The 22,745-nt window shown below is 54.8% G+C and carries 24 protein-coding genes; 14 read left to right on the top strand and 10 right to left on the bottom strand.

Annotated elements, in window-relative coordinates; translation table 11 throughout:
- Window positions 1-469: 469 nt before the first annotated feature.
- The 6 genes from I9185_RS13035 to I9185_RS13010 all read right to left on the bottom strand — a co-directional run bounded on the left by I9185_RS13035 (window position 470) and on the right by I9185_RS13010 (window position 6,636).
- Window positions 470-1,279: an NAD(P)-dependent oxidoreductase gene (locus I9185_RS13035; RefSeq protein WP_210093277.1), complete on the bottom strand. Its 810-nt coding sequence runs from the start codon at window positions 1,277-1,279 to the stop codon at window positions 470-472.
- Window positions 1,267-2,169 (bottom strand): hypothetical protein, encoded by a 903-nt coding sequence (locus I9185_RS13030; protein ID WP_210093276.1) that lies wholly within the window; start codon window positions 2,167-2,169, stop codon window positions 1,267-1,269. Before I9185_RS13030 ends, I9185_RS13035 begins: the two co-directional genes overlap by 13 nt.
- Window positions 2,170-2,221: 52 nt before the next feature.
- On the bottom strand, window positions 2,222-3,217 hold the full coding sequence (locus I9185_RS13025) for a substrate-binding domain-containing protein (RefSeq protein ID WP_010437236.1): 996 nt from the start codon (window positions 3,215-3,217) through the stop codon (window positions 2,222-2,224).
- A 56-nt stretch (window positions 3,218-3,273) separates the two neighbouring features.
- Window positions 3,274-4,260 (bottom strand): ABC transporter permease, encoded by a 987-nt coding sequence (locus I9185_RS13020; protein ID WP_174818509.1) that lies wholly within the window; start codon window positions 4,258-4,260, stop codon window positions 3,274-3,276.
- Window positions 4,261-4,262: 2 nt separating this feature from the next.
- Window positions 4,263-5,828: a sugar ABC transporter ATP-binding protein gene (locus I9185_RS13015; protein WP_210093275.1), complete on the bottom strand. Its 1,566-nt coding sequence runs from the start codon at window positions 5,826-5,828 to the stop codon at window positions 4,263-4,265.
- A gap of 136 nt (window positions 5,829-5,964) precedes the next feature.
- Window positions 5,965-6,636, bottom strand: coding sequence for a GntR family transcriptional regulator (locus I9185_RS13010; RefSeq protein WP_170431691.1), 672 nt, complete (start codon window positions 6,634-6,636; stop codon window positions 5,965-5,967).
- Window positions 6,637-6,658: 22 nt separating this feature from the next.
- Between I9185_RS13010 and I9185_RS13005 the strand changes: the two genes are divergently transcribed.
- From I9185_RS13005 to I9185_RS12945, 13 genes are all read left to right on the top strand, one after another.
- Complete coding sequence (locus tag I9185_RS13005) at window positions 6,659-7,612, top strand: SMP-30/gluconolactonase/LRE family protein (RefSeq protein WP_348539743.1); 954 nt, start codon at window positions 6,659-6,661, stop codon at window positions 7,610-7,612.
- A gap of 26 nt (window positions 7,613-7,638) precedes the next feature.
- The gene (locus I9185_RS13000) at window positions 7,639-8,673 is read left to right on the top strand and encodes a sugar ABC transporter substrate-binding protein (protein ID WP_210093274.1); all 1,035 of its coding nucleotides are present in this window, start codon (window positions 7,639-7,641) and stop codon (window positions 8,671-8,673) included.
- 84 nt (window positions 8,674-8,757) lie between these two features.
- On the top strand, window positions 8,758-10,281 hold the full coding sequence (locus tag I9185_RS12995) for a sugar ABC transporter ATP-binding protein (protein WP_210093273.1): 1,524 nt from the start codon (window positions 8,758-8,760) through the stop codon (window positions 10,279-10,281).
- Entirely contained in the window at window positions 10,278-11,279 is a 1,002-nt protein-coding gene (locus tag I9185_RS12990) for an ABC transporter permease (RefSeq protein WP_170719185.1), read from the top strand. Before I9185_RS12995 ends, I9185_RS12990 begins: the two co-directional genes overlap by 4 nt.
- Window position 11,280: 1 nt before the next feature.
- Complete coding sequence (locus tag I9185_RS12985; protein WP_050606103.1) at window positions 11,281-12,069, top strand: SDR family oxidoreductase; 789 nt, start codon at window positions 11,281-11,283, stop codon at window positions 12,067-12,069.
- A 22-nt stretch (window positions 12,070-12,091) separates the two neighbouring features.
- On the top strand, window positions 12,092-12,586 hold the full coding sequence (locus I9185_RS12980; protein WP_209834524.1) for a lactoylglutathione lyase family protein: 495 nt from the start codon (window positions 12,092-12,094) through the stop codon (window positions 12,584-12,586).
- Window positions 12,579-13,610 (top strand): C-terminal binding protein, encoded by a 1,032-nt coding sequence (locus I9185_RS12975; RefSeq protein ID WP_209834522.1) that lies wholly within the window; start codon window positions 12,579-12,581, stop codon window positions 13,608-13,610. Before I9185_RS12980 ends, I9185_RS12975 begins: the two co-directional genes overlap by 8 nt.
- 12 nt (window positions 13,611-13,622) lie before the next feature.
- A complete protein-coding gene (locus tag I9185_RS12970; protein WP_108861947.1) occupies window positions 13,623-14,312 on the top strand; it encodes an RraA family protein in 690 nt (229 codons plus the stop codon).
- The gene (locus I9185_RS12965; protein ID WP_210093272.1) at window positions 14,293-15,213 is read left to right on the top strand and encodes a 2-dehydro-3-deoxygalactonokinase; all 921 of its coding nucleotides are present in this window, start codon (window positions 14,293-14,295) and stop codon (window positions 15,211-15,213) included. Before I9185_RS12970 ends, I9185_RS12965 begins: the two co-directional genes overlap by 20 nt.
- Complete coding sequence (locus tag I9185_RS12960) at window positions 15,210-15,836, top strand: 2-dehydro-3-deoxy-6-phosphogalactonate aldolase (protein WP_210093271.1); 627 nt, start codon at window positions 15,210-15,212, stop codon at window positions 15,834-15,836. Before I9185_RS12965 ends, I9185_RS12960 begins: the two co-directional genes overlap by 4 nt.
- Complete coding sequence (locus I9185_RS12955; protein WP_210093270.1) at window positions 15,833-16,534, top strand: SDR family oxidoreductase; 702 nt, start codon at window positions 15,833-15,835, stop codon at window positions 16,532-16,534. Before I9185_RS12960 ends, I9185_RS12955 begins: the two co-directional genes overlap by 4 nt.
- Window positions 16,535-16,543: 9 nt before the next feature.
- Window positions 16,544-17,062, top strand: a complete 519-nt coding sequence (locus I9185_RS12950; RefSeq protein WP_210093269.1) for a 2,4'-dihydroxyacetophenone dioxygenase family protein — start codon at window positions 16,544-16,546, stop codon at window positions 17,060-17,062.
- Window positions 17,043-17,456 (top strand): methylglyoxal synthase, encoded by a 414-nt coding sequence (locus I9185_RS12945; RefSeq protein ID WP_210093268.1) that lies wholly within the window; start codon window positions 17,043-17,045, stop codon window positions 17,454-17,456. The genes I9185_RS12950 and I9185_RS12945 overlap by 20 nt, the downstream gene beginning before the upstream one ends.
- 24 nt (window positions 17,457-17,480) lie before the next feature.
- Here the strand turns inward: I9185_RS12945 and I9185_RS12940 are convergent, their stop codons facing one another.
- From I9185_RS12940 to I9185_RS12925, 4 genes are all read right to left on the bottom strand, one after another.
- Window positions 17,481-18,626, bottom strand: coding sequence for an alpha-hydroxy acid oxidase (locus I9185_RS12940; RefSeq protein WP_210093267.1), 1,146 nt, complete (start codon window positions 18,624-18,626; stop codon window positions 17,481-17,483).
- Between the two features lie 45 nt (window positions 18,627-18,671).
- A complete protein-coding gene (locus I9185_RS12935; RefSeq protein WP_010437263.1) occupies window positions 18,672-19,955 on the bottom strand; it encodes a TRAP transporter large permease in 1,284 nt (427 codons plus the stop codon).
- Between the two features lie 10 nt (window positions 19,956-19,965).
- Window positions 19,966-20,451, bottom strand: coding sequence for a TRAP transporter small permease (locus I9185_RS12930; protein ID WP_210093266.1), 486 nt, complete (start codon window positions 20,449-20,451; stop codon window positions 19,966-19,968).
- A 78-nt stretch (window positions 20,452-20,529) separates the two neighbouring features.
- A complete protein-coding gene (locus I9185_RS12925) occupies window positions 20,530-21,528 on the bottom strand; it encodes a TRAP transporter substrate-binding protein (protein ID WP_210093265.1) in 999 nt (332 codons plus the stop codon).
- Window positions 21,529-21,644: 116 nt separating this feature from the next.
- On the opposite strand from I9185_RS12925, the gene I9185_RS12920 reads away from it, so the two are divergent.
- Window positions 21,645-22,316 carry a GntR family transcriptional regulator gene (locus I9185_RS12920; RefSeq protein ID WP_210093264.1) on the top strand — a complete coding sequence of 224 codons (672 nt, stop codon included), beginning with the start codon at window positions 21,645-21,647 and terminating at the stop codon, window positions 22,314-22,316.
- Window positions 22,317-22,745 lie beyond the last annotated feature (429 nt).

Raw genomic sequence — 22,745 nt, 5'->3', positions numbered from 1 at the left:
TCCAGACGAGATCAAAACAAAGTTCATCGATACCGAATGGGTGTGTGATGGACAGACAAAGGTCTGCTCTTGGCTCCCGATGAGATAATCTTTGCACTCGCAGCGAACTTCTGCTTCCCGCCCTTTCTTCCAGTTGTTGCTGATTGCAGTATCGGTCAAAGTGGGCTCGAAATAGACGTTCTCCGCGCGCAGGATCAATGACTGCTATCTGAGGGGTTGAAATGATGGTTCGTTCGGTCCGCAGATAAGGCTCGCACTCAACCAGAGATCGCTTCAGATAACACCCGTTCAGCGACGTTTGCGGTTTGTTATCGAAGTATCAAACATCAATGGTTGCCAAATCTGGCGCTCGTTATGTCGCTCTCCGTCTACCGCGAAGCAGACAAAGCTGACCTTTTCAGCGCTTACTTCGATGCGAGGTTTCGTAAACTGGTTGCGCAACGCAACAACAATGCTCGGATCTTGTACTCTACCAATCCGGGAAACGTGTCGCGAAAAAGCTGGGGAGTCGGACTGTAAACAGCCGCTGCAGCATGGATCTCAAGGAAATGCCCACTGTTATTTTTGCGGGGCTTCCATCCTTTGGAGAATAGCCAATCGCTTGTCGTGTTTCGGTGATGTCCCAGCGCATACCTGGGTTATCTGACATTAGGTTCAGGGCTGCGAAGGAAATATCCTTGGCATCTATTGCGGCGCGCATTCCGCCTAGAAAGTCCCGATCACTCAACCACATTTCCTGACCCCACCGGCCCATCGCCATGTGTGTGCCGGGTTGGTTGCCGTGAGTCCATTGCGTCCAGCCGATGCGCAAGCAGATGACCGACAGTCCGTGATGCTCGGCGAAATAGGCCCCTGTCCGTTCACAGAATAGTTTTGACATGCCATAGGCGTTTACTGGCCCTGGTGATGTCGTGCTGTTGAGCACCTCATGCGTGAACATTTTGTCGCCGTGAACCCAGTTGGAGCTGGCAAGAACCACGCGGCTGACGCCCATGGCTGCCGCATGGTGATAGAGAGAAAGCGTTGCATCCATATTGTGTTTGATCGCGGAGGCCCAAGTGGCGGAGGGCTCTCGGTCTCCGGCAAGATGCACGATAACGTCCACTCCCTTAAGCAAACTGACCCAACTGCTGTCGTCGGACAGGTCTGCGGTGTGAATGTCGGGATGGTCAACGGGGCGAATGTCGATGCCAGAAACGGTGTAGTCGGGGTCGCTTTCTAGCGCGTCAAAAAGTTTGCGGCCGAGATGCCCGCCTGCGCCTGTAATCAAGACATGCATGACAGGAACTCCTTGTTGTTTGTGAGCCCCAATGGCATTTGGGTTGCATCTTCATCCGTCAAGACGCAGAACGTCTGCCGAAAACTCAGCGTTTCATTTGGTGCAAGCTTGCGTGCCGGGGAGTGCCACTCCGCTTCGCAATAGGCGTAATCGGCTGAATTAAAGACCTCAAACGGATAGTCGTGTGCAAATTGATCGCCCTTTTGAGGTTCTGGTACCGAGCACATTAGCAACGGGGCATCAGCGCCGCACCGTATCAATGTACGACCGTTGGGGTTCGGTAGCCCGACCTTGAATTCCTGCTGTCTGTTGCAATCCACGACAATGCTTTTGCCGTGCGTCGCTATCATCCCTTCGGCAGAGCCAAAAACAGGATAAAATGCAGGGTCTTGCAATTCGACACCGACCTTGGTGGGGGTGTTAAGCATCATGACTGACCAAATGCCGGTCAGGCGCGAGGAGGTCCCATGGTTGACCACGATGTGTTCTATTTCCCAGCTTTCCGCCGAGGTTAGCGTGATGCGGCGCGACACTGACAAGTGCGAGGTCGGGCATACTGCGCTGGTCATGTCGATACGAGTGCTGCTTCTTGAAGTGATCTGGTAAGAGCCGCTGTCCAACACGGGAAACGGAGCGCCGTTTACCCAGGATGCATCTGGGGCGATCCACGTCTTCTCTCCGCCCCAGAGCGGAAAACCAAATTGTGGAGAACGTGTGGGCAGATTAGTAAGCCGTGTGTCATCGACATCCAAACCGTCGAGATCTGCGTTCTGAAATAGGAGGGAGCGACCTTGGAAGTTTATATCCCATAGGCGGCCCCCGATGCCGGGTAGGAGTGTCAGCTGCAGATCGTTTTGCTGCAGGTGAAGAACGCTCCATCTGTCCGACATGTACCCCCTCCTATCGGTTTCCCGGCGCGATCGAATGCGCCGGGACAATCCCTTAGGTGTGCTTGAACTGGACGACGTTCTCGGCAGTAATCGGCATAACCCCGGTTTCAACGCGCTCGGGTAGAGGATTGATGCCAGCCGCCTTCCAATCGGGCAAGACCTTCAGCGCATCAGTGTTCTGCCAATGCATCATGTGGAAGGCGAGAAAGATCTCCAGATAGGATTTCTGAGCCACAGCGCCGTGAATTGTGCCGTCTTCGATATAGGGAAGCATATCATCATTTCGGTCCATCGCGACGATCTTGATGTCTTTGCGTCCTGCCTCATTGACGGCAATTGCCGCGCCTTTGCCGCTGTCGCCGTCCGTGCCGCCAATGCCAACAATATCCGGGTTCGCCTGAATTGCCTGAAGGTAGGCTGTCGGCGCATAGGACGGGTCGGCCTTATCGTTGACGACGTCGACGACCTCGATATCTGGGTATTTCTCAGCAAAGATTTGTTTGTACCCCTCGACCCGCTCCAATGTGGAGGGGGCAGGGAAAGTGCCGAGGATAACCTTGCCTTTCCCGCCAATCGCTTGCGCGAGCATTTCACCGCCGACACGTCCTGCCTGAACGCCGTTGATACCAAGGAATGTGGACCGGGGACTGTCGGGAATATCGCCAATACAACATGTGACCGGAATGCCCGCCTCGACCGCACGTTCGACGCCGGGAGCCAGAGTGGCCGGATCACCGGGGAAGATAAGGATGCCTGCGGGACGTCTTGCGATCAGTTCATCCAATTGGCGTGCTTGTGCGGCCGTGTCGAAATCCAACGGGCCGGTGAATGTGGCCTTGATGCCCATTAACTCTTCAAGGTCTTCCATCGCATTGCGATAGTCCACCCAGAACGGCACCTGCGTTACGATGGACAGGAACACATACTCTTTGCCGGCCGCTTGTGCCATGGCTTCTTTGGACAGCATGGGCAGTCCGAACGCTGCGGCCAATCCAGCGGTGGTACCCGCTGTCAGCAGCCTGCGCCGATTCACATTCAATTCAGTCATCGTAGTCTCCCTGTTTTGGATCTTTGGTTGTTGTTGGGTTTTGGAAAGCTTATGGATTAGCCCCGTTTGCTTCGGATCAGCATGTCCAAGGCCACCGCTGTAACGAGCACACCGCCGATGACGATCATCTGCCAGTAGATCGATACGGCCAGCATCGTCATGGTGTTGTTGATCAACGCGACAAAAACGACGCCGAGGAAAGCACCGAGAATAGTACCTTCGCCGCCGCGTAGGGATGCGCCACCGATGACCGCAGCCGCCAGAACCTGAAGTTCGATACCGTTCCCTGCCGTGGGCGTACCGCTCATCAGGCGGGAGGCCAGCAATACACCCGCCAATGCAGCCAGAATACCGGTCAGCGCGTACAGAATGATACGCACGCGTGTGACATGGATGCCTGACAACATCGCGGCCTTTTCATTGGCGCCGATGAAATAGACCTGACGGAAAAAGCGTGTATGGCGGACGGCCAGGTCAAACAGGACGACGAGCAGAATGGTGAACAAGACGATTACCGGAAAGCCGCCTATGTCAGCTTTACCGATCCAGGCAAATGATGCCGGCAGGCTTGAGACAGAGAAACCTTCCGTCAGGACAAGAGCGATGCCTCGCGCAATCGACATCGTGCCGAGGGTTGCGATAAGCGGATTGATCCCGAGGCCGGTCACCAGCAAACCGTTCACTACGCCGACAATTCCACCCAGCACCAATCCGCATACCACAGCGAGCGGAATTGGCATGCCGGTCAAAAGCAGCATGGCTACGACGGTAGAAGACAAGGCCATTACCGACCCGACGGAAAGATCGAACCCGCCAGAGGCAAGCAAGATCGCCATACCGATCACGATGATCGCGGTCGGGGCCATGCCCACGGCCACGGCTCGAAAGTTCGAGAAGCTAAGGAAGTAGGGATTAACGTTGGACATCACGATGATGATGGCGGCGATCAGAACGATCAGCGTCAGTTCACGAATATCGACAAAAGCTTGTAAAACACGGCGCAGCAGCGGACGCTTCATGGGCAAGTTGGCTTGAGCGGTCATGGTCACGTCGCGACTCCTGATTGATTGGATTGGGGCGCATCAACAATTGGGGCGGAATTTCCAGCGGCCATTTGAAGAAGCGTGGTTTCGGTTGCCTCAGCGGCTGCGATGTCTCCCATGAGGCGACCGTCGTGGACGACAAGGATGCGGGTCGAGAGAGAGACCAGTTCGGGAAAATCGGATGACACGACGAGGATGGCCATTCCCTCGGCTGCTCGACGCAAAAGTTCCGTGTGGATTTGGAATTTGGCTCCGACATCGACCCCTTTTGTGGGCTCCTCAATGATCAGAAGAGCTGGCGCGCGTTTGAGCCACTTGGCCAACATTATCTTTTGCTGATTGCCCCCTGAGAGATCACCAACAAGTTCGTTAATCCCGCTGGTTTTGACACTGAATGCGTCAATGGCTGTTTGGCTGGCTTCTTTGATCGAGCCCGAACGCATGAACCCAGCAGACGCATGATCGGAAAGACTGGCCGCGATCAGGTTGTCGCTGAGTGATTGTTCCAGAAAGAGGCCTTCAGTCTTGCGTTCCTCGGGAACAAACCCGACCCCAGCACGCATCGCCTGCCGCAAGGACGCAAAGTTAACAGGCTTGCCGTGCAGTCTGATCTCCCCGGTCGCGCCATGCATCAACCCGACAATCGATCGAACAATCTCGCTGCGGCGAGCGCCCATCAACCCTGCCATCCCTACAATCTCTCCGGCTTTAATGGAGAAAGAAATGTCTTCGAATTCATCTGGATGGGTTAATTCTCGGACATGCAAAACCTCTTCACCGTTAACCTTACCTGACCGCGTGACATCACCGGGGTGAGCGCCGCCGATCATCTCGGCAACGACTTGTTCCTGAGAAGTTTCCGAAACCGGTAAAGTGCTGATGTGGCGCCCATCTCGCAAAACGGTAATGCGATCCGATATCTGGAAAATCTCGGCCATATGGTGGCTGACATAGACGATGCCAATCCCTTTCTTTGTCAGGGACTTTAGGACTTCGAATAGTGTGTCTACTTCGTCGGGTGCCAATGCCGATGTCGGTTCATCCAGCAAAAGGACGCGGGAATTCAACGACAGCGCCTTGGCAATTTCAACAATCTGGCGGGAGCTAATTGGCAAGTTTTCCACGGGTGTTGAGACGTCGATATCCAGACCGAATTCCGCCAGCAACGCCTCCGCACGGCGGCGCAGTTCAGGCCAGTCAACTACGCCAAACCGGGTGGGCACGCGGCCCGCGTAGATGTTTTCCGCAACAGAGAGCGCGCCAGCGAGGCTGAGCTCTTGGAAAACACAGCCGATGCCCAGGGATTGCGCATGCGACGGGCTTTCGACCCGCTGTTCCTTGCCGTCGCACAGGATACGCCCAGCAGAAGGTTGGTGAAGTCCATAAAACAGGCCGAGACAGGTGGATTTTCCGGCGCCGTTTTCCCCGCATAGCGCGTGAACTTCGCCGGGTCTCAATTCAAAGTTGACGCCATCCAAAACAATGTTCGTGCCGAAGCTTTTGCCAACCCGATCCAGTTGGATCAGTGGCTGTAGCCCCAGTGAGTCAGGTTTCATTGCTGGCGTCATATAAGCTTCCTCCCGCTTTTTTGATTGGCATCTGATATCTCAGATGTCAACTGAAAAAGAAAAGACGGTGAGGTGCCCAAAAGAAAGGGGCGGCGCCGTTCTGGCCCGCCCCCGTCACAACGAAGCTACGTTTTTGCTAGGATGCGGTCGCTCCTTCGAGGACGATGGCGGCGCTTTTGTAGGCTTGTCTGGTGCGGTCAATATGCGCAGTGAGAAGAGATTTGATTTTGGCCATGTCGCCTTCGCGAACGGCAATAGCGATTTTCGAATGCTCGTCGAAGGAGAGCTCAGTATGCTGTGGCAGCTTCGCCAAATGGGTTCGCAATGCGGCAATCTTACCGATGTAGCGTGTATAGCTGGCCGTCAGGTAGTCGTTACCTGCATGTTCAAAAATCAACTGATGAAATGTGGTATCCAGTGAAAGGTAGCCCTTTTCATTACCTCGCCTGCGTTCCTTCTCCATGTCCTTCACGACACGCTGCATGTCGCTGGCAAGACCTTCCGGGTTCCGCAACAACGCAAGTTCAAAGGCGGCAGTTTCGATAGCCTGTCTGAAATCGCAGATCTGAGTCACTTCCGGCTCAGACAGCGAAAAAACGCGTGCGCCTTTTTGAGGCTCGATACTGACCAACCCTTCGTCACGTAATTGAGCGAGTGCTTCGCGTACTGGCGATTTTGATACGCCCAGCTCTTCGGAGATTTTTCGCTCCGACAAAACCTGACCCATTTTCAGGGAGCCATCGATAATACTATTCCGCAAATGTTCCAGTGCGAGTTCACGCAAAGACTTGGGTCTCTCAAGCGCCATCTGAGGATATCTCCAAAAAAAGGTGTTGCCAGATGCAAGATATCTGATACACCAGATTAGGCAAGCTGGTATATCAGATATCAGAATGTACTTGGGAGATCAAAAAGTGCGCGCAGAGTTGGTCGTCGATTGTAAGAACCAGCACGGGGAAGGGATTTTCTGGAATCCCGCCGATGGTCTTGTCTGGTGGACCGACATTGAAGGCTGTGCGCTTTGGTCATTTGATCCTGCAACGTCAGAAACTGCCTCTCATGAGATGCCGGAGCGCGTGTGTTGCTTCGCGCCGCGCGCGTCTGGCGGTCTGATCGTTGCCTATGCGGATCGAGTTGTCTTGTTCGATTCGCCCAATAGCGAGCAAACCCTCGTGGCACGATTCGAGCCGAACAACCCAGAAACACGGCTGAACGACGGGCGAACCGATCGCCAGGGGCGATTGATTGTTGGAGGCATGAACGAAGTGTCTGGCAACGCCGATTCATCGGTCCTCTGCGTTGATAAGGATTTGAGTGTACGGACGATTATCGAAGCAGTGTCTTGCGCCAATTCGACTTGCTTTACGTCCGACGGTGAGACGATGTTCTTCGCCGATACCCCGGATCGGGAAATCGTCGCGTTTGACTACGACACCCGCAGTGGAACCGTTTCGAACCGTCGGCAGCACGCTTCCTTCAATGATGAACCTGGCTTGCCTGATGGGTCCTGTGTCGATGCCGAAGGGGGCGTTTGGAACGCCGAATGGGAAGGCCATCGCGTTGTTCGCGTCGCACCTGACGGCACGATAGATCGAGTGATCGAGGTGCCGGTCTGGAAGCCTACCTGTTGCGCTTTCGGTGGGCCTGATCTCGACACGCTGTTCATCACGAGCTCAAGGCTGATGAGTGACGAAGCAGCTTTAACAATAGAACCGGAATCCGGCGGCCTCTTTGCTGTGAAACCCGGCGTTCGTGGCGTGATCGACGCGCCATTCAAAGGATAACCAACGAAATTCTGGAGGAGAAAACTATGTTGAAAACGCTTATGACCACTACGCTTGCCGCGGGGTTCGCCACGCTAGCAACGGTCGCTATGGCGGAAAATTATCCAGCACCGGTTCCACTTGAGGACGGGGCACAAGCGCCAATCGATGCAATAGAACCCAAAAACGATACGTTCCGGATCGCGTATATGCCGCCGGCGACCGAGTTCAACTACTACATCGCCATCGGTGAAGGCATCAAAGCGGTTGCTGCTGAGGCCGGGGTCGAAGTGTTCATGCTTGCGCCCCAGTCCGGTGCGGACATCAACGGCCAAATGGGCATGATCCAGGATGTGCTGACGCAGGATGTGGATGCGATAATTTTTGGAACACACGATGAATTTGCTGCGGCACCACTGCTGAAGCAGGCCGTCGACAAGGGCATGGCAGTTCTGATGATCAACTCGGACATTCCGAACTTCCCGACACCCATTCATGGCGTTGTCGGGTACTCTCAGCGCAACGGCACGCATGCTATCGCTGACTGGGCAATTGAGACTTATGGCGATAAACCGTTGAAGGTCGGCATTATCGAAGGGCAGCCTGGCTATCACTCAACCGAGCGTGTGGGTGGCTTCCTCGACGGTATCGAGGGCAACGAAAACTTTGACGTTGTGGTGTCTATTGACGGAAAATGGAACGTTGAGGGCGGCAACACTGCTGGCATGGATATCCTGCAGTCGAACCCTGATCTGGACATGATCTTTGCGGCGAACGACTACATGATCATTGGAGCGTCCTTCGCGGCTAAGGCACTCGGTCGCAATGACATCGTCCTTTTGGGCAATGATGGCGACACGTCCGGCCTTGAAGAAATCGCGGCTGGCAACATCACGGCAACCGTCAACACCTCGCCATTCTTAATGGGTAAAGCGGCCATGCACGCAACCATTGATGCGCTCAACGGGTCCTATCCCGGCGGCTGGATCGAAACGCCCACATCAATTGAAGACAAAGATGGTGCGATCAGCGTGCTGCAAGAGCCAGAAAAGCTCTTCCCGCAGCCGTCCAAAGAGTACTGAGCTTTCTCCCCGCTTCCCGGTGGCGCGTGCGCGTGCTGCCGGGTCGCAACTCAACCGAGTTTCGCTTTTATCGAGGCAATCGTAATGACACCCGCAACGCCACTTTGGGAGTTTGTCGATATCACCAAGGCCTATCCCGGGGTTTTGGCGAATGACAAGGTTTGCATCCGGCTTATGCCCGGTTCCATTCATGGGCTGCTGGGTGAAAATGGCTGTGGCAAGTCGACCATGATCAAGACTCTGTCCGGCGTACAGCAACCCGATAGCGGTCGAATCCTGCACAATGGCAAGCCGGTCACGATCAGCGACCCGCAGGCGGCACGTGAACTGGGCGTCGCAACAGTTTTTCAGGAATTCTCTATCGTGCCCACCTTGTCGGTTGGCGAAAACATCTTCCTTGGCAATATGCCTCGGTCCCGCTTTGGTGTGATCGACTGGGCCAAGGTCCACGACGAAGCCGCGCGCGTGTTGGCGGAAATGGATGTCGATGTTTCACCCGAAACCATCACCGGCTCGCTATCGGTAGGCGAGCAACAACTGGTCGAGATCGCGAAAGCCGTCGCGATGGATGCCCGCATGATCATCCTGGATGAGCCGACAGCGGCATTGGGTGAAGATGAAATTGAGCGCCTGCACCAGTTACTGCGCAATATGCGTGAACGCGGAACCGCTATTCTCTATGTGTCGCACAGGCTGGATGAGGTTGAACGGATCGTTGATGAAGTGACGATCTTGCGCAACGGCTGTGTTGTGCGAGCGAGTGGCGAGACCAAGATCAACGTCTCTGAGATTGTCAGCGCAATGGTCGGTGAGGACATTGGTGAGCACTATCCTAAGGAGCAGAACGCGACCAAGGATGTTGTGCTGGAAGCGGCAGGTCTGGGCACCAATTCGGGCGTGAAAAATGTATCGTTTTCGTTACACCAGGGTGAAGTTCTTGGCTTGGGTGGCGTATTGGGCAGTGGCCGCACGGAGATCGCTCGTGCCCTGTTCGGAACAGACGAGCTAACAGGCGGACAGATAACACTAAATGGCAAACCGGTTCGCTTTCGTCGGGAAATTGATGCGATCCGTGCGGGTTTGGCTCTTGTCCCAGAGAATCGAAAGTTTGACGGGTTGTTCTTCAATTTCCGCGCAAGTGGGAACGTCACCGCAGCGTCCCTTGGCGGGCTAAGCCGGTTCGGCGTGTTGAATCTTAAGGCGGAAGAACAAGCTACCCATGACCTGATCCGCGATCTGGAAATCTCAACCCAGGCTGAGGAAAAGACGGTCAACTTTTTGTCTGGTGGCAATCAACAGAAGATTGTTATTGCGCGTTGGCTGTTCTCAGCCTCGGACATTCTGATCCTTGATGAGCCGACGCAGGGGATCGATATCGGCGCGAAAATCGCTGTTTACAAGCTGATTAACAGGCTCACGCGGGCGGGAAAATCGATCATTCTGATCAGTTCAGACCATGATGAGTTGCTTGCGATGAGCGATCGAATTGCCGTCGTGCAGCACGGAACGATCGTGCGCACGGTCGATGCATCCGACCTTACTCATGACGACCTTGTGCGCGCGTCCGCCGACACTCCTCAATCCAAGCCTAAGGAGGCTTTCGCATGAAGCGGATCTTTGACACCCAGTTGATCGGACCATTTGCAGCAATGGTGATCGTCGCACTGATCGTGGCACTTACGACGGAACGCTTCCTGAACCCGGGTAACCTTTCAAACCTGTCCCTTCAGGTAAGCATCGTGGCCTTGATCGCAATCGGGTCTACTATCGTGATCTTCGCTGCGGGCATCGATCTGAGCTCCGGGTCTATGGTGGCTTTGCTGACCATGATCCTTGCGCAGATGTTGAAATTTGTCGGCATTCCACTGGTTCTGGCGTTGCCACTCATTCTCTTCATGGGCGGATTGCTTGGTCTGTTCATTGGGCTGATAACAGCCTATGGGCGTATCCCTTCTTTCATCACAACACTGGCGGCGTTGATTGCCTTCAGGGGCCTTGCCCTGACCTTCAACAATGGATCGCCGATCTTTTCGCTGGATCCGGCGCTGGAGCCAATATTTTACGGCAAGCTGTTCGGCGTTCCGATGCCTTTCTTCTACCTCGTGTTCTTCTACGTCCTTGCCGCGTTCACTATGAACTTCACGAAACTCGGCCGTGAGATCTATGCCGTGGGTGGTAACCCAGCCGCTGCCGTTCTGACGGGTATTAACGTACGTAAAGTTCAGACGACGACATTTGTCATCGCGGGTTTTATGACTGCGGTTGGTGCGATCCTGATGTCAGCGCGCCTCAACTCTGGTTCGCCCAACTATGGCCAGACGCTGGAACTGCAGGCCATTGCCGCTGCTGTTGTCGGCGGAGCCAGCCTTGCAGGCGGACGCGGCAACATCCTCGCCACGCTGATGGGGGCGATGACAATCGTTATCGTCCAGAATGGTTTGAACCTAAACGCTGCGCCATCTTCGGTTCAGAATATCGTGCTGGGCCTGATCATTCTGTTGGCCGTCGGCATAGACATGTGGCGCGCGGAAATTTCGGGCTTGATGGGTCGAATGTTCGGCCGCCCTTCATCGCAGCAGTCATCTAACGTCAAGAAGGAGGCCTGAGATGGATCTGGGGCTCAAGAATAAACTGGTCCTGGTGACTGGCTCAGGTTCCGGCATCGGCAAAGCCACTGCCCGGGTCTACCTGGAAGAAGGCGCGCGGGTCATCGTGCATGGCCTGACCGAGGCGGAAGTGTCCGACTGCGTCGACGACCTGTCATCTCTGGGCAAGGTCGAAGGCATTGCGGCCGACTTAACCAAAACCACTGATGCGGAAACTCTGGCAGAGTTTGCTCGTGCGCGCGGTGCGGTGGACGTTCTTGTGAATAATGTTGGCATCTTTTCGGTCAAACCGTTCGAAGATCTCACGGATGACGACTGGATGCATTACTTCAACATCAATGTCCTGTCCGCCGTTCGGATGAGCCGGATTTTCCTGCCTGACATGCTCGGCCGGGATAAGGGATCCATCATCAACATGGCCAGCGAAGCGGCAGTGAAACCACTACCTCAGATGGTGCATTATTCTGTCACTAAAACTGCCATGTTAGGTCTGACACGTGGCATGGCAGAATTGACAAAGGGGACAAAAGTCCGGGTTAACTCGATCCTGCCTGGTCCAACCTGGACCGAAGGTGTCGAGGCCTATTTTGACGGCCTCGCCGATCAAAAGGGTGAGCCGCTCGACACGATCGTCGACAATTACTTCAAATCAGATGAGCCCACATCGCTCATACAACGCTTTGTCCAACCAGACGAAGTCGCCCGCATGATCGTCACGATCTCAGCAAGCACGGCCTCCAATGGTTCTGCGCACCGGATCGAAGGCGGCATCGTTCGCAACATTCTTTAACTTCTAACTGGAGGAGCCCTACATGGCCGCTCTCACTTTCTCTCACATCGGCATCACAGTTCCCGACCTGGAAAAAGCCGTGAAGTTCTATTCCAAGGCATTTGGCCTTTACGTGCTGATGGAGCCAACTGAAATCCTACATGACGAAAGCGCCATCGGTCAGATGTGCGACGATGTGTTTGGGGAAGGTTGGGGAAGCTTCCGTATTGCGCACTTGTCGATGGGTGACGGTGTTGGCATCGAATTGTTTGAGTTCCCGAAGACCGTCGAAGAAGAACGCCCGTTTGAATATTGGCGGCGTGGCTTGTTTCATTTCTGCGTACAGGACGAGGATCTGGAAGGCCGCATCAAGATTATCGAAGGCCTGGGCGGGCGCCAGCGCATGAGCCAAGTGCGCAAATATTACCCAGGTGAAAAGCCCTATCGCATGGTCTATATGGAAGACCCGTTTGGCAATATCTTCGAGCTCTACAGCCACTCGTACGAATTGACCTATTCGGCGGGTGCTTATGACTGATCGCGCCGACTTTTCCCCCAGAACGGACAAACCCAAGGTCGTGATAACCGATTACGACTTTGGTGATGTTGCCGTTGAGACGGAAATCCTGGAAGCCGCAGGAGCCGAGGTGATTGCGCTTCAGGCCAAGCGCCAGGAAGACCTGTTCGATGTCGCGCCGCATTGCGCAGCGATGATGAACCAATATGCCCGGATCGGGAAGGAAACGATTGCGCGGATGCGGAACTGCGAGGTCATCGCGCGTTATGGCGTAGGCGTAGATATCGTGGATGTCGGCACGGCGACGGAAAAGGGCATTCTCGTCACCAATGTGCAAAACTATTGCACCGAGGAAGTCGCCGACCACGCGATTGCCCTTTGGCTGACCCTGGCGCGCAAGTTGCCCGACTATGATCGAGCCACTCATGCAGGGGTCTGGCAGTGGCAAAGCGGGCAGCCGGTCTATCGGTTGCGCGGGCGGACGATGGGTGTCGTCTCGCTGGGAAAAATAGGGCAAGCCATCGTTGCGCGGGCGCAATCTTTCGGAGTTAGAGTCATCGCTTACGACCCGTATTTGCCAAGGGAAGTCGCCGCGAATATTGGGGTCGAGCTGGTGAGCAAGCCTGAATTGCTGGCAAGGTCCGACTATATCCTGATGCAGGCGCCGATGACGCCGAATACGCACCACTTTCTGTCGGATGCCGAATTCTCGGTCATGAAACCCGGTGCGATACTCGTGAACACTGGACGCGGACCAACGGTGGACAACAAGGCCCTGTTCCGGGCGCTGACCGAAGGCCATCTGGCTGCAGCAGGGCTCGACGACCCCGAAGAAGAGCCGGCTAAGCGCGCCAACTGGACGCCTGATGACAACCCGTTGTTCACACTGCCCAACGTCCTCGTAACACCACATGCCGCCTACTATTCCGAGGAATCAATACACGCAGCGCGGGTTACCGCGGCTACGCAAGTGGCCAAGGTCCTGACAGGACAAAAACCCGACTACACAGTCAATGCCGACGCATTGGCCGTATCTACCGCATAACAGGAGACAAGAATGCCAGACGTCAGCACAGACCTTAGGGTTTTCAATGATTTTGAAAGAAACCCGGAACTTCTCAAAAAATTCGACAAGGTGTTGGAGGCGTACTCTGCTGCTGCCATTTTTGCGGATGTGCAGTACCGAACAGGCGTGATGGACAGCGCCATCAAGCCCGCTTTCCGTGCCAAGGTTACAGGCCAGGCCGTGACGGTTCAGCTTTCAAAAGGCGATCTGGTCGACCCGTTGCGAGCGCTTGAAATGGGACAACCCGGGGACGTGATCGTTGTGGACGCGGGTGGAGATCGTCAAACGTCGGTCTGCGGCGGTTTGATGGGTGGTCTGGCCAAGAACCGTGGCATTCGCGGTATGATCGTCGATGGCACCGGGCGCGACACAGATGAGTTGGAGGACATCAACTGGCCAATCTGGACGCGCGCGATCACGCCGCGCGGAACGCACACGATGTTCTCGGAACGTAAAGAAGAACTTTCGATCAATGTGCCAATCGCCTGTGGGGGCGTCGTGGTAAACCCCGGAGATTTCATTGTAGCTGATCTTATGGGCGTCGTTGTGGTTCCACAGGAAATTGCCGAAGAAACCGTGCGCCTTGCTCAAGAGCAAGCTGACCGTGAGGAGGAAACTCGTAAGTGGGTGGCCCAAGGCAAAACCGTTGAGGATCTGCTGAATGAATTCGGTCGCATCTGAACCAGCGCTGATCGGCGTAGATTGGGGTACTTCATCGTTCCGTGCATTTCTAATTGGTGCGGAGGGCGAGGTGATCGATGGGGTCTCGTCGCCTGAAGGTATCATGCAGGTTGCGGGGCAAACCTTTGAGGCGGTTCTTGATCGTCTCATCGGTCCTTGGGTCGCCAAGGCTGACCTGCCGATCCTGGCATCTGGCATGATCACCAGCCGCAATGGCTGGGTAGAAACGCAGTATGCCGAAATGCCCCTAGGTGCTGGCGGTCTTGCGCGAGCGTTGGTCCCGCACGAAGCGGCCAACGGAGCGCGTATTCATTTTGTGACAGGTGCCTCGACAGAACATGCTGGAGGACCGGACGTAATGCGCGGCGAGGAGACCCAGATTATCGGGGCATCTTCACTAGGCTTGAGCGAAGGTATGTTCGTGATGCCGGGAACGCACAGCAAATGGGTTCAGGTTGCGGATGGGAAGATCGTGGATTTCTCGACCTACATGACAGGTGAGATCTTTTCGGCGCTGAAAGAACACACAATCCTTGGCACCTTGATGAAGGAGGACGCCTTCAGCGAAGACGCATTCGTGATGGGCGTCAAGGCAGGCCTCAGTGGTGAGTCGAACTTGCTGCACAGCCTGTTTCATGTTCGGACGCTTCCTCTCATGGGCAAAATCCCGAAGGTTGCTACGGCCGACTACTTGTCGGGCTTGTTGATCGGGACCGAGGTTGCCGCTGCGACCGACGAAGTAAAAGACGTCGGCACGATCACTGTTGTGGGACGCAGCGATTTGTCCGTCCGATACGAAATCGCGCTTCGAACTGCTGGTTTCGACAGCCGTCGCGCGCCAGATGATATCGTTGCGAAAGGGCATTTTCTGATTGCTCGCGCTGCGGGGTTGGTCGGATGATTGACCTCACCGCAGCTCTTGCTGAGAACCCGCTGATTGCGATTTTGCGGGGACTGGCACCAGAATATGCGCGCCCGGTGTCTGATGTACTCTTCGATACCGGGTTTCGGATAATCGAAGTGCCGCTCAACTCACCGAACCCGCTGGAATCGATTACGCAGATCGTTGCGAAACATGGCGCTCAAGCCATAGTCGGCGCTGGCACAGTGTTGACTGTGGATCAGGTCGCGGCGGTTGCTGATGCAGGCGGGCGGATCATCGTGTCGCCCAATATGAACCCGGACGTCGGGCGCGCGGCTGTCGCTCGGGATCTTTATTGGTGTCCAGGAGTCATGACCCCATCTGAGGCCTTTACCGCGTTGGATATCGGTGCATCGGTCCTCAAATTCTTTCCGGCGGAAATGGTGCCGCCAGCTGCCATTGCTGCCATGCGCGCCGTATTGCCTGCAGACGCAGTCGTCGCTGCAGTAGGGGGCATAACGCCGGATACGATAGCGTCGTATCATGCCGCGGGTGCAGATGGATATGGGCTGGGCTCCGCGCTATTCAAACCGAGCTATACATTGGATGATATCGACAGGCGCGCGCGCGCCTTCACCAGTGTATTGGAGGAACTTGGATGAAGCAGGCCCTTGTTACAGGCGGTACGCGAGGGATCGGCGCGGGTGTTGCACGGTCATTGGCTGACGCAGGCTGGTCCGTCATCGCCGCATCCGCCTCCCAATCCGAGTTGGATGCATTCGAACCTCAGGACGGGATAAAGGTGCGGCTCTTGGATGTCACCGACCAGACATCCATCAATGATGTATTCGGCAAACTCACGGGTCTCAATGCCTTGGTGAATTGCGCAGGTATTCTTCTGCGTGGCGAAGAATATGACATCGACGTTTTCGCTAAGGTGCTTGATGTGAACCTGACTGGTACAATGCGGTGCTGTCTCGCCGCGCATCCTTTCTTAGCGGAAACAGATGGGGCTATCGTCAATACAGCCTCTATGCTCAGCACTTTTGGTGGACCTTTGGTGCCGGCCTATTCAGCTTCCAAGGGTGGCGTGGCACAGTTGACGAAGGCGCTGGCAGGTCGCTGGGCCGAAGACGGTATCCGGGTCAATGCCATCGCGCCGGGCTGGATCGAGACAGAGATGACCCACGGCCTTCGGGAAGACCCTGAACGAACGGCTGGGATCATGGCGCGCACGCCGATGAAACGCTGGGGAAAACCCGAAGAGGTCGGCGCGCTTGTACAATGGCTTTTGAGTGAAAACGCCAGCTTTGTGACCGGATCGATCTATCCGGTTGATGGCGGCTATCTCGCTATGTGAGGAAAACCAATGAATGACGATGAAACCGCCCGAATGCCGTATCAGTTGCCATTCCCCAAGGATGCGCAAGACGAGATCGTGATCCCGAATGCCATGAGCGAGGACGATAGACTGTGGGTTCCGCAGGCAGAGAACGTCTGGTTCCGACCGCTCTGCCTGAACCGCTCGCAAGGTTATTGGATGAACCTCCTCAAAGTACGCAAAGCTGGTGTTCTTTCGCGGCACCGCCATCCACAGCCAGTCCACGGTTTTGTCCTGAAAGGGCGCTGGCATTATCTGGAACATGATTGGGTTGCGGAAGAAGGGGGATATGTCTTTGAGCCGCCGGGTGAGACTCATACTTTGGTCGTTCCCGACGATGTCGAAGAGATGGTCACATATTTCCAGGTCAATGGCGTGATGTGCTATGTTGATCCTTGGGGCAAGGTCACTGGCTACGAAGATGTCTTTACCAAGATTGATCTGTGCCGAAAACACTTCGCGGAAGTCGGTCTTGGAGAAGATTACGTTGAACAATTCATCAGGTGATGCGCCCCGTTTCGCGCTCGTGGCTCATGATGCGCGAAAGGACGAAATCGTTGAATGGGTGGGTCTGCAATTGGCCCGCCTGTCCAGAGTACAAATCTTTTCGACAGGGACCACCGGCAGTCGCATTAAGCAATCCTATCCAGAACTGGATGTTACCTGCTTGAAAAGCGGACCACTCGGAGGCGACCAACAGATCGGCGCCATGATCTGCGAAGAGAAACTGGATGCACTGGTTTTCTTTGTCGACCCTCTGTCGCCCATGCCACACGACGTCGACGTTAAGGCTCTGACCCGTCTCGCCACGGTATATGATCTGCCAATGGCATGTTCACGCTCAACTGCGGATCTGATCGTCAAGGGGCTGATTGACGGGGATGACAACACGCCTGTCTGATACGCCGCACGTCGGAATTGCCGATCAGCTGGTTCTCAGAAGGTGCTCTGCCAGACTGCCGAGGTTTTCGCTGCCAAGCTGGCTCATGTTGGCCTCTAAGTCAGCTTTCAGGATGTGAACGAGATGGTCGATCCCTCGTGCTCCGAACGCTGCAACAGCATATTGAAAGGCGCGCCCGACCATGACGAAATCTGCACCTTTCGCCAGGGCACGCATGATGTCCAATCCCCAGGCAACGCCAGAGTCGTAGATCAGTGGCACATCTATTCCGACCGCCTCGCGGATGTTCGGGAGTTGGTCAATCACGGCGGGCCCGGCTTCGAATTGACGCCCGGAGTGGTTTGAGACCCAGATGCAATCCACGCCCTCGGCCACCATTTTTTGTGCGTCCTCCGGCCGCAGAACACCCTTGACGATCAGGTGACCCTCCCATTCCTGCCGTAGTTCGCGCAGGTAGTCCCAATCTGGAATCCCACGGATCAGAGCGCCTGCATGGGTAAAACTTTCTCGTCCGCGGGTCGGGACGTAATCGTCAAAGAACCGCATACGTGGCATGATGCCCTCGCGAAGATGTGCAAGGCACCAGGCGGGTCGTGACGCCATTTCTGTCAGCGTGCGCAGGTCAGCTTTTGGAGGCACCGTCAGATTGGCGCGGCGCTGTCGTTCGCGCCGGCTCTCTTCTGGAACGTCCACCGTGATAATCAGCGTCTGAAATCCCGCTGCCTTAATCCTCGGCAGCATCGCGCGGCGCAGATCGCCGGAGTTCACCGGGTAATGCTGAAACCATCCGTTATTGCCAATATAAGGTGCCACATCTTCCGGTGAAGCAACCGCCACGCTGGACAACGAAAACGGAATGTTGTGAGCAACTGCTGCCTTGGCAAGCATCCGCTCTGCTCCTGCCCACATCAGGCCGGACATGCCGACCGGTGCAATCCCGAATGGCAGATCGTAAGTTTGACCCATCAATGTAGTCTGCAGGTCGGTCTGTGTTCGGCCGCATAGTACACGCGGCATGAATCCGATGGCATCAAGTGCGTCCCGGTTGACCTTCAACCCCAGCTCCCGGCCGGTCGCGCTGTCGAGGTATTCGAAGGCAAACTTCGGAATGCGCTTTTGTGCGGTTTTTCGAAGGTCTTCTATCGACGGGTGGGAAAGATCCAGATCCATCCGGGTCCTCTGTTCGTTGTCTAACGTTTGAAGCTCCTCAGTCGGTCACCAAAGGGATGGCAAGGCCAAGGAAATTGCGGGCACATAGGTGATGAACATCAACAAGATCAGCATGCCGACAAAGAATGGCAGGATCGCCCGGCTCAGGCTTTCGATGGAAACCTTGGAAATGCTGCTGGCCACGAACAGGTTCACACCCAATGGCGGTGTGCAGAACCCAATCGCCAGGTTGACCGTCAAGATGACACCAAAAACGATCGGATCGACACCCAGCGCGGTTGCAACCGGCAGCAGGATCGGTGTCATGATGATGATCGACGAAATCGTCTCCATGAACATTCCGATCACCAACAACAGCAGATTGATCAGCAACAGGATGATGATGGGGTTGTCGGACAGGCTGGTAATCGTTGTTGCGAGCTCTGTCGGGATTCTTGCGAGCGTGATCAACCTGCCAAAGGCGGTCGCCATGATCACCAATATCAGAATGGTCCCGCTGGTCTTTGCACTGCCCGCCAAAACCTCTGGCAGGTCCTTGAGGGTGATGTCGCCATAGACGAATATGCCGATGAAAGCGGCATAGACTACGGCCACGGCACCGGCTTCGGTTGGGGTAAAGATGCCGCTATAGATACCCCCAAGAATAATCACGGGCACGAGAAGCGCCCAGATGGAAGACCGGAAACTCTGCCAGACGCCAGGGCCTGAGAACGTGGTTGTCGATTGCTGAACAACCTCGTCCTTTCGCAGCAGAACACGAGCGACCAACATGAACATGAGGGCAAAAAGGATGCCAGGAACAACACCTGCAAGAAACAGTTTGCCGATCGAAACCTCGGCAGTAACACCATAGATGATGAAGGGAATACTTGGCGGTATCATAACGCCGATCATTCCTGAGGATGCCGTCAATGCGCCGCTGAATTTGCGCGTATAGCCGACCTTTTCCATCTCTGGGATCATGTTCGACCCGATGGCGGCTACGGTCGCAGGAGACGAACCGGATATGGCGGCAAAGAACACGCAGGCGAGTACGTTCACGTAAGCAAGCCCACCCCGGATATGCCCGATCAGTGCATTGGCGAACCCAACCAGTCTACGAGACATTCCGCCGTGCTGCATCAGGTCGCCTGCCAAAATGAACAGAGGGACGGCAATTAGAGGAAACGAGTCCGCGCCTGTTACCACCGACCGTGCCAGAAGAACCATGGGTGGCGTGCCATCCACAAAGACCATCACAATCATGGTGGCTAGGCCTAAACAGATGCCAATTGGCACGCTGAAGAGCAACAGGGCAAAGAGCGTCAAGAAAAGCGTTGTTGCAAGCATGCCGGACTCCTCACGCTTTGGTTCCTGCGATCAGGCGCAGGCTTCGGATCAGATGTTGAGTGACGCGGATCGCGGACAGGCCTGCGCCAATCGGCGCCGAAGCATAAAGGATCGGTATCGGTAGTCCCAAAACGACCGACGTCTGGCTGGCCACAAAAGGCTGTCGGATAAGCTTGATGCATTCAATTGTCAGAATGATCAGAAATCCAAGGACAAGAAGCGCGGTCACAACATCCGCGTAAAGCCTTGCGCGCTCGCTTAGGACATCACGCAGGACCGTGATACGCACATGATCGCCTGTGTGAAACGCATAGCTGACGCCTAGCCAGACAAACCATACAAACAGCCAAAGCGTTAGCTCTTCGCCCCATGAAAGAGAGGCATTCAGAATGTAGCGCATGAACACATTTCCAAAGATCAACAAGACAATCGCGGCCAAAAGTGCACTGGCTAAGACCTTTTCGGCATTCATATCGATCCATTTGATAACCGACACCGTTCACCTCCCCTTGAACGAAAGGGGCACCCGAACTTTCATGGCGCGGGTGCCCGTATTGGCTGAGTAGTCCGAGGGTCAGCTTCCGCTCGCTGCGGAAACCGCTGCTACCCAGTCGTCATAGGCTTCAGCGCCAACCTCGTCGCGATACTGCAGGCGGACGCTTTCAGTTTTGTTGGCAAAGGCCTGTCGCTGCTCTGCAGTCAGTTCCAGAACCTCGACACCAGCAGCACGAATCTGTTCCAGTTGTTCCGCGTCTTCGCTCGCGACCAGTTCAGCCTGATATTCACGTGCGGCGGCCATCGAGTCCCGGACCAGTTGCTGATGCTCTGCGGACAGCGAGTCAAAGAACGGTTTGGAGATGACGGGCATATAGACCGCAAAGACATGGCCCGTGGTCGAAAGGTATTTCTGAACCTCGTAGAAACGCTGTGAGGTAATGATCGCTAGTGGGTTTTCCTGGCCGTCGATCACGCCTTGCTGGAGAGCAGAATAGACCTCACCAAAGTTCATTGGCGTCGGGTTGGCCCCGAGCGTTTCGAATGTCGCCACATGCGCCGGAACCTTCATGGTACGTAGCTTGACACCCTCGAGATCTGCGGGGGTTGCAACCGGGCGGACATTGTTGGTCACATTGCGTACACCCAATTCAAGCCAGCCAAGACCTACCAATCCCTGGTTTTCGACCCGTGCAAGCATGCCATCACCAGCATCACCATCAAGAACATCAAAGGCGATGTCCTTGGAGGAATACATGTAGGGCAGTTCAATTACTGCAAAAGCCGGATCCCAGCCCGCGAAGAAAGAGGAAGGAGGAATGGCCATTTCCAGAACGCCGGTTTGAACACCTTCGATCATTTCGCGATCAGGGCCCATCTGCGACGAAGGGAATATCTGTACGTCGATCTCACCATTCGAGCCAGCTTCGACCAGTTCTTCAAATTTCAGTAGCGCGCGATGCATATGAAACGCTTCTGCTGCGCCATGCCCAACCTTAATGACTGTTTCAGCGGATGCTGCAAAAGCAAGCCCGGCTGACATGACGACGCCAAGCGCCAATGTTGATTTCTTGAACAAGGTATCCTCCCACGGATTTAGTTTTTTCGATCTATTATCTGAGATATCAGATATAATATAGAAATCAAGCTTACATGTGCTATTGTGTTAGAGAGACGAAATAGGACGAAGTGAAAATGACTGAGATTTTGCCGATTAAGCGCCCGGATTCGTTGAGTAAAACTGCTGAAGAGCATATCCGAAAAGGCATAATCAATGGCACGTTTCAATTGGGTGAATCGTTGCCGGAAGTGAAGTTGTCAAATGCCATGGGCATCAGCAAAACTCCGATTCGCGAAGCTCTATCAGCTTTGAATCTTCAGGGCCTCGTTCAGATCTTTCCTCATCGAGGAGCCTTTGTATTCTCTCTTTCTCAAGAGGACGTGGTGCAGCTTTGCCAGTATCGGCTAATCCTGGAATCTGCAGCTTTGGAGCAGGCGCTTGAAAAGAACCCTTCGGTTCTGATCAATGAGCTGTCTACAATTGTTTCGAAGATGTCGGAAGCGCAGGAAGCGGATGAATTCGAACAGTACTTGGAACTTGACGCCGAATTTCACGACGCGTTTTTCAGGTCCTGCGGAAACAGTTACCTGCGGGATGGATATCAAAAAGTCAGTGATATCGTCCAAACTATGCGGACACACCTGTCCAAACGTTCCAATCGAACGAATAAATCTTTCAAGGAACATCAAGCGATCACATCGCTATTGGACGAGGGTAAAGTAAAAGCAGCAACGAACACCCTCAAACGTCAAATCACTCGCGGTGAGCGTTCTTACTCCGATTTGGTTGGTCTAAGGCAAGCATAGGTGCCCACCATTTGGTCACGATGTTCACCAAAAGCGCATCTGGCAGCAAATCTAATGCCGCGTGCGTGGGCAACATAAGTTCAAAGTGGCAGAGTTGGGCTATTCTTAGACAAGGGCCGTGGCCACGATTAGAGGGCGGTTTTTGTGTTGGGTCAGAAATGCTTGACGATTGGGTCAGAAATGAATGACGTGATTGGCCGATTTATTGAGGTTTTGTCTGTCGATTGAGTCAAATATCAGTGACGTTCCACATTTCCTTGTCAGGCGACACATAGTTCTGCCACCAGCGACAGAACCTTGCCATTTTCGCCTCACGTCCTTCATCCAGCACCTAGACCGATTTCAATGATCCTGACTTCCCTATTGGGAAATCAGGGCTGATTTGCAGATCAGACGCCGAAGGCACCTGTTCCTGCTGATCTGCCACGT

It is taken from the genome of Ruegeria sp. HKCCSP346, assembly GCF_017872595.1.
Classification (GTDB): Bacteria; Pseudomonadota; Alphaproteobacteria; order Rhodobacterales; family Rhodobacteraceae; genus Ruegeria.
This window is presented reverse-complemented; position numbering and strand designations above follow the sequence as displayed.